7 protein-coding genes are annotated in these 14,722 nt (G+C 34.9%); 2 read left to right on the top strand and 5 right to left on the bottom strand.

What is annotated here, in order from left to right; genetic code table 11:
• Positions 1–114: 114 nt before the first annotated feature.
• The 3 genes from C8C83_RS04345 to C8C83_RS04335 form a co-directional block, all read right to left on the bottom strand.
• Positions 115–2,130: a hypothetical protein gene (locus C8C83_RS04345; protein WP_199735283.1), complete on the bottom strand. Its 2,016-nt coding sequence runs from the start codon at positions 2,128–2,130 to the stop codon at positions 115–117.
• A 581-nt stretch (positions 2,131–2,711) separates the two neighbouring features.
• Positions 2,712–4,412, bottom strand: coding sequence for a RagB/SusD family nutrient uptake outer membrane protein (locus tag C8C83_RS04340; RefSeq protein ID WP_158598135.1), 1,701 nt, complete (start codon positions 4,410–4,412; stop codon positions 2,712–2,714).
• A 26-nt stretch (positions 4,413–4,438) separates the two neighbouring features.
• A complete protein-coding gene (locus C8C83_RS04335; protein ID WP_121326591.1) occupies positions 4,439–7,684 on the bottom strand; it encodes a TonB-dependent receptor in 3,246 nt (1,081 codons plus the stop codon).
• Positions 7,685–8,649: 965 nt separating this feature from the next.
• Here C8C83_RS04335 and C8C83_RS04330 point away from each other — a divergent pair.
• Entirely contained in the window at positions 8,650–10,848 is a 2,199-nt protein-coding gene (locus C8C83_RS04330) for an alpha-galactosidase (RefSeq protein WP_121326590.1), read from the top strand.
• 162 nt (positions 10,849–11,010) lie between these two features.
• Here the strand turns inward: C8C83_RS04330 and C8C83_RS04325 are convergent, their stop codons facing one another.
• Together C8C83_RS04325 and C8C83_RS04320 are read right to left on the bottom strand one after the other, a co-directional pair.
• Positions 11,011–11,895 (bottom strand): hypothetical protein, encoded by an 885-nt coding sequence (locus tag C8C83_RS04325; protein WP_132011677.1) that lies wholly within the window; start codon positions 11,893–11,895, stop codon positions 11,011–11,013.
• A 106-nt stretch (positions 11,896–12,001) separates the two neighbouring features.
• Complete coding sequence (locus tag C8C83_RS04320) at positions 12,002–12,571, bottom strand: hypothetical protein (RefSeq protein WP_121326588.1); 570 nt, start codon at positions 12,569–12,571, stop codon at positions 12,002–12,004.
• Positions 12,572–13,022: 451 nt separating this feature from the next.
• Here C8C83_RS04320 and C8C83_RS04315 point away from each other — a divergent pair, with 451 nt between their 5' ends.
• Complete coding sequence (locus tag C8C83_RS04315; RefSeq protein ID WP_121326555.1) at positions 13,023–14,693, top strand: T9SS type A sorting domain-containing protein; 1,671 nt, start codon at positions 13,023–13,025, stop codon at positions 14,691–14,693.
• Positions 14,694–14,722: the final 29 nt, after the last annotated feature.

The raw sequence follows: 14,722 nt of genomic DNA, 5'->3' as shown, positions 1-14,722 counted from the left end.
GAGTTACAGGTCGGTAGGTTGGTAGAAATATAGACCACATGGAAAGTGTCCCGTAGGGACTACACCATTTTCATATTAAAATCGATTATTCATTTCCAAATAAAAATACAAAACCTATTGAAGATCGATATTTACGGTATCTCCGTCTTTAATAACTTTATTTACAATTATTTTTTTGCCTTCGGTTATTGTTATTTTTAATTTTTTGTTGTCTCTTTCAACGGTAATATCGAAATCTCGTTCGAATGCATTTATGTGACGCATTTTCATAATTGACCACGATTTAGGAAGTCGTGGCGTAAAATCGAAACTATGCAAAGATGTTGGTCGAATTCCGAATAATCCTTCTGTAAAAATTCGGCAATACAAACCGCTTTCTGCCGAAAGGTGACGCTGATCACCTTCAGGATATGCTTCTACAGGATAAGGAACGTGGTCGCCTAATAAACGACGATTAGAATAATAATGTAAAAAATCTAATGCTTTGTCAGTTTCGCCAGCTGCTAATACTCCTCTTAAAGCATAGAGAGTCGAGCGATCCCAGAATATTTTATCGCCTGAAACACTGGCAAGACCATCTTTTGTCCATAATTTTGGAGAGAATAAGGCGTTTATAGTTCCGTCTTTTCGATCGTAAATTCCCATTGTGAGCGGAGTGCAAATCCAGGCTCTTAAAACGTCATTTTCTTTGTAGTATTTATAGGTTTCAAAACCGTCTATTTTTGCGCCAAAATATTTTTCAATGGCAACTTTTAGTTTTCCTGCTTCGGCTTTGTATGCTTTAAGTTGTATTTGATTTTCGCCTAAAGCTTCACCTAAATAAACAGCCGAATTAAGCGCGTCATAATACAAAGACGAAGTATTAAGATTGGCTTTTCCTGCGGGAAGACGTCCTTCGAGTTCATCAGAATCTGAAGCTACAACGCCATCAGAATTTAATTTTCTATGACAATATTCGAGGCACCATTCGATCAACGGCCACAATTGTTTGGCCTCATTTGTGTTTCCTCTCGAAAGCGCATAACGCGAAGCGCCATAAGCAATCATGGCGCCATCACCGCGATCTCCGGCTCCCGCCCAAATATCAGTTCCTTCGGCAACAATAGAACTTGGAATAGGTTTGTATTCTTTGTTCATGAATTTTGCAAATTGCAAATAAGCATTTAACGATGCCTGATTACCATATTCATATCCTAAAAAAGGGAAGAAAGGTCCAATATATTCTGCTTGATCATTTGCCCAGATTGCAGCATAATAAGATTCTCCTCCGGGACCGTGCATTGGACCGCCTTTAGTTTCAAAAATACTTTCGGCAGCTCTGATTTTCGCGAAAGCAAATTCTGTATTCAAAACTTCATCTGGAGTTTCAAGTATAAGTTTGTCCCAGATTTCATGGATTAATTTTAGACGATTGTTTTTTTCTTCCTCGACATTTACAACAGGAATTGGTTCATTTGCTTTAACACCAGAGTAAAAAACGGAAAAACTAATAGTTTCATTTGGCTTCAGATTAAAACTTCCGTTATTAAAAAGATCTACATGCAAAGCATAACTGCCTTCTGTTCCTTTTGCCGAATCTGTGTTATAAACAGCATTTGATGTTGGAATTTCGACTACACAGGTTTTTTCAGAACTGTTTTTTAATGTATAAATTTCGCAATAACCAGCCAACGTTGTCGACGGAAAAAATTGTCTTGTTAATTCAAATGTATTTCCGGCTTTACTTTTCACAAGCAAAGTTCCATTTAGCGTCAACGAAATCACTTTTTCCGCCGCAATAGGTTTGTAATTTACGGTTACCAAATCAAACGCATCTTGCGCAAATTGGCGCGTTAAACTTGCGTGAGTATTATTAGGAATTGTTCTGAGCATTGGCCAAACCAAACTGCGTGTAGCGTGAAATGAACCATCTGCCGCAACACCATATCTTAGCACGCACGAGATTTTTTTTCCGCTCATTTCGATATGATCGTCATGCGGAATGTTGTTGTTTATTTGCCACGAAATAGAGCCATCTTTATCCATTTGCCAACGGCGATCTTCTTGCGAAAAGGCGCTATTTGGCATAAAGCTAAAAGCAATAAGGGCAAATAGAATGTATTTTCGTTTTTCTTGAAATGATCTTTTCATTAAATTCATTTTTTAAATTTCGATTATCAATGTGTTACGCTAGTCAAGGGTTGAAATGTGCCGTTAGGCACTGAATATCGGTAGTCCGCATAGGTTTTAAATTCATTTGCGTGCCGTAGGTACGCAACAAAATGGTAACTATTGCGTACCTACGGCACGCTAAATTTATTTCAATTCGTGTTTTCTACCAATATTCAGTGCCTAATGGCACATTTCAACTCCAGATTCGCATGTTTGTTTATTGTAATTACCGCCAACTCTTCCTTATCCATTGTTTGTAGTGTTTGAACGTGTTGTTTTTTTGGATAAGTATTAATTACTAATTTACTAATTCAGTTAATATTTGAAAAATGCACTTATTTTTTGTCCTGAATTAACCGGAACATCAACAAATGTATAGGAATCCTTATTGTCATCTTTCTTATGGCTGGCGGTAATTTTTTTAATCTGAGATTATTTTACCGCTATAAATTTTAAAAGCAAACCCACACAATTGATAGAGTGGGTTTGCGCAATTATCAGTTTTGTTGATCGACTATTACCATGAGACTGATAATTAATTTAAAGTATAAAAGAAAATTCTAATTATAACCCGGATTTTGAACTAAACTGGTTCTGTTCGTTTCATCCCTTGGAATTGGTAATAAATAATGCTGAGGTTTAAAAATTCTATCCTGAACTTTGGTGTAAGTATAGGTTTTTGAACCATCACCATTTTTGGTAATAACAACTCCCATCAAAGGCTTATTTTCTGTTACTTCGGCAATTTTCCAACGGCGAACATCATAATAACGGAATCCTTCCAGACACAATTCAACTTGTCTTTCGTTACGAATTTTATTTTCTAAAGCAGTTCCCGTCAAACCTGCTAACGGAACAGTTATTCCTGCACGTTGTCTGATTGCGTTTAGATATTGAATTGCTGTTCCTTCGTTACCAAGTTTAAATTGCGCTTCGGCGTAATTCAGATAAATTTCGCCTAAGCGAGAAATAATCCAGGCTTTGTTGGTTTGTGTTTCATTATTGTAATTGTATGTTGTATCACAATATTTACGGAAAGTGTAACGTGTTTTACTCGCATTCCAGGTATCCCAACCTTGAGGAGAATCTAAACCACCTTCGTAAAACTCAGCTTTATTTGAACTTCCGGCATCATAACGATCTTGACAAAATTCAGGTTTTCCATAAGCGCGTCCATCATATACAATATTTTTGTAAAAACGCGGATCTCTGTTTACATATGGTTTCTGCGGATTATAACCAGATGTTGGATCTGTAATGTCTTTTCCGTCAGCAGTTCCATAAGCATCAATATGACTTTGGCTTGGTGCGAAATTTGCCCAACCGTGAAAACCACTCGGAGAATTAAACATTTCGACACCATTAAAAGCACTCCATTGCGGATCTTTACTAGACAGACGAGAACAAATAATTTCAGAGTTATTAGTCGTAAAAAGATCTTCGTACTTTTTATCATAAAGCTGATAAATATTCAAATCGATAACCGCTTTTGCAGCATCAGATGCTTTTTTCCATTTAGTGATGTCATTTGTTGTATTCCATTGTGGACTCGCAGCATAAAGCAATGTTCTTGATTTGATGGCAAGTGCGGCACCTTTTGTGATTCTGCCAAGACTAGAAGTTGTTAATGGCAATAATTCAGCAGATTTGTCTAACTCAGTAACGATAAAATCAACACATTGGTCATAAGTACTGCGATCAACTTTAAAATTACTGTTTAGATCAAAAGGAACTGTAATCAATGGAACTCCGCCATAATCGCTCGTAAGTTTAAAATAAGCATAAGCTCTTAAGAAAATTACTTCTCCTTTTAATCTCTTGCGAGTTTCTTCGTCACCCGGAACATTATCAATTCGGGACAAAAAGATGTTACAATTTTGAATCGTTGCATATGTAGGTTTCCAGATATCAAAATCACTTGCATTATCTGGCGTGAGTGCTCCTGAGTTTACGGTCCAAATGTCATAATCGTTAAAATTATTAAAAGCTTCATCACAAGCAGTAGACAAAATCCAGCTGCGATTTGTTTTATTGTTCCAATTGTGTTGCGTGCTTGGCAAAACATTGTAAAGATTGTTTGCAAAAGCTTCAGCAAGTTTCAAATCACTCCAAACCGTTGCATCTGTATAAGAATCCAAAGGAATTTTGTCTAAAGGATCTTCGCTGCAGGATATAAAAGAGGTAATTGCGATAAAAAAAGAGGCAAGGATAAGTGCCTTCTTTTTTATATTGATTCGTTTATTGTTGATATAATTTTTCATGTCTGGATATTTTTTTTGTTGCAACATTATAATTCAATAGTTACACCGAGTCTGTAGATACGGGTTTGCGGATAATTTACTCCTGTTGTATTATTCGTTTCAGGATCAAGATTGTATTGTTTCATATGGTCGATAGAAAACAAGTTTGTTCCTCCGGCGTAAACTCTCATATTCAATACTCCAAATCTCGAAAGCGATTTATTTGGCAATACATAAGACACTTCTAATGATTTTAATCGAAAGAAAGACGCATCTCTTAGCCAGAAATCAGCCGGAATATTGTTTCTATTATCAGAATCGTTGAATGCTACAGGATATTTAGAATTAGGGTTATCAGCCGTATATCTGTCGTTGTACAACCAAGTTGGCGGCGCTACGATTGCTCCTTGCGCTTGTGGCAAAATCATTTGTTTAGCCTTTGCTTGTCCTGTCCAGAGTAAGTCGATAGAAAAACCTTTGTATTCTGCTCTCATCGGAATACCGTAAGCGATTTTTGGCGTTGCCGATTGTGGAATTCTAACCTTGTCATTAGACGTTATATTACCATCGCCGTCTGTGTCTTTTACCCAAAGATCTCCGGGTTTTGCCCCTTCAAAATGAGCCGAATTGTCAACATCTGCCTGTGTACGATAAATACCGTTTGTTTGGTAAACTAACCAGGAATCGATTGCTTTTCCGGTTGATTTTTGCCATTCCGGAATGTTCGCAGCTTCATCACGAAACAGGACTTCACTTTGTGCATAAGTAAGATTAAAACCTAAACTGTATTTGAAATTATTAGTGTTGTCAGCATAATTTAAAGACCAGTCAACACCTCTGTTAACCGTTTCTCCAATATTTTCTTTAGGAAGTGCCAATCCTGTATATAAAGGAACAGATGCATTTCTAGCCGTTAAAATATCAGATCTTTTGTTACTGAAATAGTCAAAAGTTGCGGTTAATTTATTGTTTAAGAATCCAAAATCAAGTCCGATGTTTGTAGAATATTGTACTTCCCAAGTAATATTAGGGTTAGGCGTAGACGAAAGATAGATACTATTGTTTAAGATATAATCTGAACCAAAATAGCTGTAATTCTGCTGATTTGTAGTTAACTGATATCTCGTTAAGAAAAGATATTGGTTTGGATAAAAGACGCCATTAATCCATTCGCCCAAATCATCATTACCCATTTTTCCCCAGGAAGCTCTTATCTTAAGCTGATCAATTCCTTTAATATTATTTTTGAAAAAGGATTCTTCAGATATTTTCCAACCTGCAGAAACTGCCGGAAACAATCCCCAACGAGTCGCAGACGGAAAGTTGAATGATCCGTTGTAGCGAGCCGTAACTTCGGCAAAATATTTATTGTCAAAGTTGTAAGCAAGACGACCTAAGAAACTTTCTCTTCCGTCCTGATAAGCGCCTCCGGTTGCATTTTGTCCTTTAGTTCCTCCTGTAAAAATTTGATCCAATTGGTCGCTTAATAAATCTCTTCTGTACGCATACGTTTCGGTTTTATCAGTTGTAGTTTGCTCATATCCTACAAAAGCATTAAAACCATGTTTGTTGAATTTACGATCGTAAGCTAATTTTGCGAAATAAGTATTTTGATTCGTAATTTGCTCGTCTTGCATTACGCTAGTTATCGCCGTACTATTTTTTACGTTATTGTAACTATCATTCGTTTTGTCATAAGAATAAGCATCCCAAGGTTTAGTAAATTTTTTCTCACTGCGAACATTGTAGTCAAATGCGGCATATCCGCTTAGCGAAAGTCCCTCTGTAATTTTTGGTAATTTTAAGTCAAAACCAATTTTTGGATTTACGATTAAGTTCAAAACTTTGTCATAACCAGCAGCCGAAGAAGACATTAAAATAGGGTTTCTACCATTTGCAATTCCCGAAGAAGGATAACCATTTTTCCAATACGCCGGAATAAAAGGATACATACTAACTGTTTCGTGCATAATGCTTCCAATACTTACTGCCGGATAGGTTCTGTCTTCTCGACGAGTTGAAATATCAAGATTTACCTTTAAGTTTTTAGAGATATTAACATCGATATTCGATCTCAAGTTAAACTGTCTGTATCTTTCGTCGCTATTTCTAAGATTACTTTCCTGATTCAAATATTGACCAGAAAAGAAGTACTTAACTTGTTCGTTACCACCATTCACAGAAAGCGAAACATTAGACTGAGGCGCATCTTTTCTATACACTTCTTTAAGCCAGTTTGTACTGGTATAATTTGGGTCATTTCCTGCTTTGTACTTATCGATTTCTGTTTGTGTATAAGGAAGCGTAGTTCCTTTATGCGCATTCAGTTCGTTATAATACGTCATGTATTGCCACGAATTAACCCTTTCGTCCATTCTCGTTAATTGCTGAATTCCATACGAGCCGTCGATTTTAATTGTTGGAGCTCCAACTTTACCTCTTTTGGTTGTAACCAAAATAACTCCGTTTGCAGATCGAACACCATAAATTGCCGCCGATGCATCTTTCAAAACCGTAACCGATTCGATATCATCAGGATTAATTCTGTTTAAATCACGATCCGGAATTCCGTCTACAACTACAAGCGGACTTGTACCGCCACCAAACGAGTTAAAACCTCTAATCAAAAGGCTTGAGCTGTCATCGCCAGGTCGTCCTGAACGGTTATTGGCAATTACTCCAGACATACGTCCAGCAATTGCGTTTGAAACGTTTGCAGAAGCATTTGTTGTTAAAACTGTACCTTTTACAGATGCAATTGCTCCGGTTGTAGAACCTTTTTTCTGAGTTCCGTATCCTACAACTACAACTTCATTTAAAGTTTGATTTTGCTCTTCAAGCTGAATATTCGAAGCATTTGAAGCCAAAACTTCCTTCGTTACAAAACCTGTAAACGAAATAACAAGAATGGTATTGGAGTCCGGAACATCAATGACGAAATTACCATCGAAATCAGTAGAAACACCAATTTGGGTTCCCTTTATTACAATGTTAACTCCCGGAAGAGGCTCGCCTTTAGGACCGGTTACTTTTCCTTTAATTGTTTTTTGTTCTGTGAATAAAATCCCTGAGTTTTTTGTCAATTCAGAAAGAGACGAATTTTTACCTGCTACGTTGCTCCCAGTGAGTGGAGCGTTATTAAGTTTCAGGAAAAATTTGCTGTCTTTAGTTTCTGTCGCAGCAGAAACTTGTAATGTCATGGCTAATAGAAATCCGGAGGCTAGTTTGGTAACCTTCCAGATTTCTGTAGAAAGCCAATCAGTCGTTGGTTGGTCTTTGGTTAATAATTTCATGATTTTCTAATAATGGTTTTTGGTTAGTAATGAATTCTCTAATTTGTCAAATTTGCTCCCTTCCTTTTTTTCTCAGAACCAAACAAGATGCGTGGAGTACTTGCAGATCGTTTGTGAAAAAGAGACAAATGTGAAATCCAAAAGTATATATGTTTCCATATCTCGCTATACCAGTACCTACCAGTTTTTTTACGATATATTTAGAAAACAAGTATTAAATAAAAGAATATGAAAAATAAAGTGGGTAATATATGAATATAATCTATAAAACAGAAGAATCGATATATTGATAGAATTTTCTGATTTTTTATGGTCACAGAATATAATTCTATCGCCATTCTGAAAGAAAAAAAGAGGAGATTTTTAATTCGGAAAAGAGCAAAAAGTGTTAAAATTACATTTTTTGAAAAACTCCCGAAAACAATGCTCTTTTGAAGGTTTTGTAATTTTGAAAATCTGCGAATGAAAAACACTCTTTTTTTCTCTGGTAATTATAAAATGATATTTCTTCGAATCTTCACTTTTAATACTAAGAATTTTGTTTTCAGTTATCAAAAGTGGGTAATATAGTATCAGAATAAAATTTCTTAAAAATTGAGTATTATTTAATAAAAAAAAGCTTTTTGCAATGCTCTAAAATAAACTGGTGGGTACAGGTATGAATGAAGGTTCTGTTGTTATATTTTTGAATTTCGTTTTTTCTTAAATTAATAACATAATGAAAAAATGTGCTATACTAAATTGTTAATTCAATAATATAATTAATCATATTTAAGCATAATGATATTGTGTCTCTTTTTTGAAAAGTGATTTTTAATGTCGTTTAAAAGCTATTTTGAGCATGAAAATTAGTGTCATTTCAACACAAATTAGCTATGTTTTTGATTTAGAAAAGAATGCCAATTCCAAAGAATTTTACCAACTATAAATAAGAAATAACCACAGAATATTATCCAATAATTTTTATGAAAAAAATACTATTTCTAATAGCGTTTACAATCTTGTTTTGTAAAGCTAATGCACAAGAAAGTCAAATTCAGATCGAAACTCAAAATACAGCTCTAATTTTAAAAGCAGCAAAAAACGGCATACTTTATCAATCGTATTTAGGAACGAAACTCAAAGACAATTCGGCGTATAATATACTTTCGAAAGAAAATACAAAGTCATTTGTCATAAACGATGGAAATCCATTAGTAAATCTCAGACATCAGGCGTATCCAACATACGGAACCGAAAATTTATTTGAATCGGCAATTCGAATGACTCACAATGATGGGAATCCGTCTTTAGAATTAAATTATGTAAGTCATCGTACCGACAAAATTGATGCAAATACAACTGAAACCATTATAAAGCTAAAAGATCCGGTATATCCTGTAGAAGTTACGCTGCACTATAAATCTTTTTATAATGAGAATATAATTGAGCAATGGACAGAAATTGTGCATCACGAAAAAAAGCCTGTTATGTTATACAATTATGCATCGTCGATGTTGCATTTTGATGCCGATCATTATTGGTTGACGCAATTTCACGGAGATTGGGCAAAGGAAGTTCGTATGCAGGAAAGTGAATTAACCAGCGGAACAAAAGTAATCGACTCAAAATTGGGAGTTCGCACGGATATGTACCAGACGCCGGTTTTCTTTTTATCGCTTAACGAAAAAGCCAATGAAACTTCGGGAGAACTTGTGGCGGGAACAATTGCCTGGTCCGGAAACTTTAAATTTGCTTTTGAATTAGACAATAAAAATTCGCTTCGAATAAGTTCCGGAATCAACCCGTTTGCTTCAGAATACAACCTGGAATCTGGAAAAGTATTTACAACGCCATCTTTTATTTATACTTTTTCGAATAAAGGAAAAGGACAGGCGAGTAGAAACTTACATACTTGGGCAAGAAAATACGGCGTTAAAGATGGAGAAAAACCACGCTTGACTTTATTGAATAATTGGGAAACTACATTTTTTAATTTTGATGAAAAGAAATTGACAGATATGTTTGCCGATTCAAAAACTTTGGGCGTTGATATGTTCTTGTTAGACGATGGTTGGTTTGGGAATAAATATCCTCGAAGTGGCGATAAATCTGGTCTTGGAGATTGGCAGGCAACAAAAACAAAATTGCCAAACGGTCTTGGCTTCCTGATGCAGGAAGCAGAAAAAACAGGCGTTAAATTCGGAATCTGGATTGAGCCGGAAATGGTGAATCCTAAAAGTGAATTGTATGAAAAACATCCGGATTGGGTTTTGAAATTACCAAACAGACCGGAAAGTTATTATCGTACACAATTGGTTTTGGATTTATGCAATCCGCAAGTGCAGGATTTTGTATTCAAAACGGTAGACGATATTATGCAGACCAATTCGGGCGTGGCCTTTTTTAAATGGGATTGCAACCGAATGATGACGAATGCTTATTCTACCTATTTAAAGAATCAGCAATCGCATTTATTTATCGAATATACCAAAGGTTTGTATAAAGTCTTAGACCGAATTAAAACCAAATATCCAAACTTACCAATGATGCTTTGCGCCGGTGGAGGAGGAAGAACAGATTATGGATTCCTGAAATATTTTACGGAATTCTGGGCAAGTGACAATACAGATCCTTTCAATCGAGTGTTTATTCAATGGGGATATTCGCAGTTTTTTCCAGCTTTTGCAATTTGTAATCACGTAACTTCATGGGGAAATCAATCCATTAAATTCAAAACCGATGTCGCGATGATGGGCAAATTAGGTTTTGATATTAACATAAAAGAACTTAAAGAAAATGAGCTAAAATATTGTCAGGATGCAGTTGCCAATTATAAACGATTGAGTCCCGTAATCTGGCACGGCGACATGTATAGAATTGTCTCGCCTTATGACGAAAGCCGCGCCGTATTAATGTATGTAAATGAGGCAAAAAGCAAAGCAGTATTATTCTCTTATACGCTTCATCCGCTTTATGATCCGCAATATAATTTGGTTCGTTTTCAAGGCTTAGATCCAAATAAAACCTACAAAGTCGATGAAATAAACCTAATGCCCGAAGCAAAGAAAACCCTCGAAGAATCAGGCGAATCTTTTACCGGAGATTATCTAATGAATGTTGGTTTAAGAGTTTCTTCATCTAAAGTAGAATCCAGCGTTGTTCTTGAAATTACAGAAGTTTAATTAATTAGTTTTATTGTTAAAAAAGCCTTTCTATGAAGTGATTCATTTGAAAGGCTTTTTTTGTTTTTATGAGTTTTTTGTTTTAAAATTATGTCTGAGATGACGCAAAATTGGATGCATTTGCATGGCTTTTTAATAAGGAACCCTTCATAGAATTGGGGTCTACATTACAATATGAGCAACCTCAAAATCAAAACCCGTTAATTTTTCTTCGTCAGTCATTTTTTTAAAATCTTTCGAGCAAAAGTAAATAGGTTCAGGCTCTAGCAAACCACGTTTAACACCAGCTTTTTGTACACTGGTAAAAAAATCAGTATTATAAATTGATGGATTATTTAAAACATATACCTCTGAGAGTATGTTTAAACCTATCAGATGGCCTTTCGGACATTTATACACCTCTTTTTTCATATTAATTTTATAGCCTGAAATATCATAAGAACCACCTTCATCTCCAGAAGTTGTTTCAAATGGATCATTACCTGCAATTGTTTTTTCAGATAATTGAAGTTTATTATTTGCATTTAACTGAAAATAATTTGATTCTTTTTCATTTAAAAAAACAGGATTTAATATCACTCCTTGTAAATTTCTTGATTTTAACGCTATCGCAAATTTTTCTGATACTACAATTTCCCCCGAAATCGTTTTTGAAATATCTTTTTTAGGAATTGAGTTTCTTTTTAGTTTTAAAGGCCCGATTTGTTTTCGATTTGCCCCACATATATCACAAGCCTCTGTCTCATCATATATTGTCCCGCATTCTTCACCAGCTGGTTGAAATACATTCTTAATCTTTAGATAAAATAACGAAGCTGACTTTATTTCATTTATGCTGTATTTTCGTTTTATTTTCCAACCAAAGAAAAAACCTCGATCATAATTTTCTTTAACCTGTTTTGAAATAATTGGAATTTGATTATACCGGGGATCACTTTTTGATATCTCAACTACTCTAACTGAAGTTCCAACATTTTTACCTTCATCTTCTTTAAAAAGTAAATGAGCAAAATCATAATTTATTCTAAATTCAATTGTTTCTTTCATTTGCATTAATTTTAGAATTTAAAGTAACATAAAACAATACACAAAGTCAGAGACATTTGCGTATTGTTTTATAAGAAACTCTTTGGAGAGGGAAGGATTTAATAATTTAAAGATAGTTTTCCCAAATTTTATATAAATCATATAATCTTTTGTCATCATATTTTTTTCTAGCCAATCCCCAAGCTGTGCCCATTATTACCAATATAGGATTTAGTTCTAATTTTCCAAATTTTGGTATTACCATATGGCCATTATTCATGTCTTTTTTATTTTTGGAAAAATATTGTTTCCATACTAATTCTTTATGTGTATGAATAAAAACCTCTCCAAAATAAAGCCCTATATCTACAATTAAAGAACGAGTTTTAATTGATAAATCCCAATCTTCTATTTCTATATAGTTTGGTATTTGAGATCTTTTATTAAAGTATTCCTCTTCTGTAAGTTTCAAGGTTTCTACATTTTGATAAAACCATCTTCCTAGCTCATTTAAGGAATTTGGTGTAAAATCTGCATTCCAATCTTCAAAGCTTGGTGTTGTTTTTACTAATTCTATTAAATGATTTATTCTGTCATCTTTGTTTTCTTTAAACCAAATTTCATATAGTTTTAGTTCCTCTTTAGTTTTATTATCAAACTGATAGTCTGTCGGTAAATTCTGTATTGTTTGATACATCTTTTTAATTTTTAATGAGTAATTGGTTTAATACCATTTGCTTCCAATGCATCTAACAAAGGTTGTGATGCCTTCGCTACTTGAAGACTTCTTCTGAAACGCTGCGCAAATGTATCTGACTTTGCGCAATTTTTTGTTTATTTTGAACTTATAAATCTAATAAAGTCTACTGACTTTTTTCTGCTTGATTAAATAATAATGCAAAAAAAGTTTTGCGAAATCTGAAGCTTTGTAATATTAGTCTTAATGAGACATTCTCGAGACATTCTATAAGTTTAATTTAAAAAAAGTAACCAGGTTGATAACTTTTTTCAATCTTAAAAGTGGCGTCGTTGCTCATACTTTTTATAGGATCAAGAAAAGTTTTTTTAAAATGTGGAAACCCGTAAAATTTTAACATATTCATCCTCTAGATTTGCAGGCAAAAAACAGTTTGAAATCTAAAATGCGTATGAAAAAACTTTACCTACTCCTTCCTCTTTTATTGCCATTAATTACTTATTCTCAGGACATTCTTTGGGAAAAATCGTACGGAGGACAACATGCTGACTATCTTTTTGACGCCCAGCCAACAGCCGACTATGGATTTATTTTGGCAGGAAGTTCATTATCTAATAAAACAGGAAATAAATCAGACGATAATCATGGAGATCTTGATTATTGGGTGTGGAAAATGACTGAAAAAGGAGAACTTGACTGGCAGAAAAGTTTTGGAGGAAGTGGATTTGATTTACTTCAAAGCATTAAAAACACAAAAGATGGGGGATTTATTCTGGCAGGAACTTCAAGTTCAGGAACAGGTTTTCAAAAAGCAGAAGACTGTAAAGGACTTACGGATTTTTGGGTTATAAAACTAGATGCTTCAGGAGCTGAGCAATGGCAAAGAACAATTGGAGGGAATGGTTCAGATGAATTGTTATGCGCTTTTCAGACCAGAGACGGAGGTTATATTTTAGGAGGATCTTCAAGCTCCAGTCCGCTCTCTATTTCAGGTATTAAACCTGATGCAAAGTCCCTGACAACTACCAAAGCAGATTTGTACAGTAAATCAGAAAAAAGCAGAGGGAACATGGATTACTGGGTTGTAAAACTGGACAAACAAGGTGTTATTGAGTGGCAAAAAACATACGGAGGAGAATATGCAGACTTACTAAGAAGTATGGAGCAAACGACAGATAATGGTTTTATTCTGGCGGGATATTCCACTTCATCACGATCTGGTGATAAAACGGAAAGTAATAAAGGAGTTGGAGATGTTTGGGTTTTAAAAATAAATGATGTTGGAGAAATAGAATGGCAAAATTCTTATGGGGCAGAAGGTGATGACCAGCCTTATGTAATTCACCAGACCAGTGATGGAGGATATATAATAGGCGCCAATTCAAACAGTACAAACCCACTTACTTCATTGGGCGGAATAGTTGGAAACGGCACTGATTATTGGGTTTTGAAACTAGATGAAGAAGGTGGAGTTGTATGGAGTAAAACCTATGATTTTGGAAAAGTGGATATTTTGACCTCATTGGTAGAAAACAAAGATCATACGTATTTAATTGGCGGATATGCCCAAAGTGAAAGAAGAGTTCCAAGAGAGGGAATCGTTGGGAAATTAACCAATGTCGTTGCCAAAGAAAAAGACGGAATCAATGATTATATCGCCTTAAAGATTGATGAAAAAGGAGAGGAATTGTGGAATAAAACTGTTGGAAGTGCAGGCGAGGATATTCTTAGAAAATTGATAGAAACCCGTGATGGAGGATATCTGATGGCGGGAACGTCTAATTCAGGTGCTTCAAAAGATAAAAACTCCAATATTGGGGGTAGTGATTTTTGGGTTGTAAAGTTGAAAGACAAAACAAAAATCGAAAAAGTTAAATCAAGTATAGAAGCCATTCCAAACCCGGTATCGACCTATACAAATGTTATTATAGGTTACGATTTTACTTCAGGAACAGCCAGTGTGGTTGATATGACAGGTAGAACGCTGCAAAATTTCAGTATTTCCAGCAGGACAGTACCGGTTGATTTAAGTGCTTATGCAGAGGGGATTTACATCATCAATATTAAAACAGATGTAAAAACCGAGTCTGTAAAAGTGATCAAAAGAATAACAAGTAAATAAGATATAATAGAATTACAAAAATGTATATA

The organism is Flavobacterium sp. 90 (assembly GCF_004339525.1).
Taxonomy (GTDB): domain Bacteria; phylum Bacteroidota; class Bacteroidia; order Flavobacteriales; family Flavobacteriaceae; genus Flavobacterium.
This window is presented reverse-complemented; position numbering and strand designations above follow the sequence as displayed.

What these genes read in the sequence shown, in the direction of transcription:
- C8C83_RS04345 (WP_199735283.1), bottom strand. Translation starts at nt 2,130, where the DNA reads ATGAAAAGATCATTTCAAGAAAAACGAAAATACATTCTATTTGCCCTT.
- C8C83_RS04340 (WP_158598135.1), bottom strand. Translation starts at nt 4,412, where the DNA reads ATGAAAAATTATATCAACAATAAACGAATCAATATAAAAAAGAAGGCA.
- C8C83_RS04335 (WP_121326591.1), bottom strand. Translation starts at nt 7,684, where the DNA reads ATGAAATTATTAACCAAAGACCAACCAACGACTGATTGGCTTTCTACA.
- C8C83_RS04330 (WP_121326590.1), top strand. Translation starts at nt 8,650, where the DNA reads ATGAAAAAAATACTATTTCTAATAGCGTTTACAATCTTGTTTTGTAAA.
- C8C83_RS04325 (WP_132011677.1), bottom strand. Translation starts at nt 11,895, where the DNA reads ATGAAAGAAACAATTGAATTTAGAATAAATTATGATTTTGCTCATTTA.
- C8C83_RS04320 (WP_121326588.1), bottom strand. Translation starts at nt 12,571, where the DNA reads ATGTATCAAACAATACAGAATTTACCGACAGACTATCAGTTTGATAAT.
- C8C83_RS04315 (WP_121326555.1), top strand. Translation starts at nt 13,023, where the DNA reads ATGAAAAAACTTTACCTACTCCTTCCTCTTTTATTGCCATTAATTACT.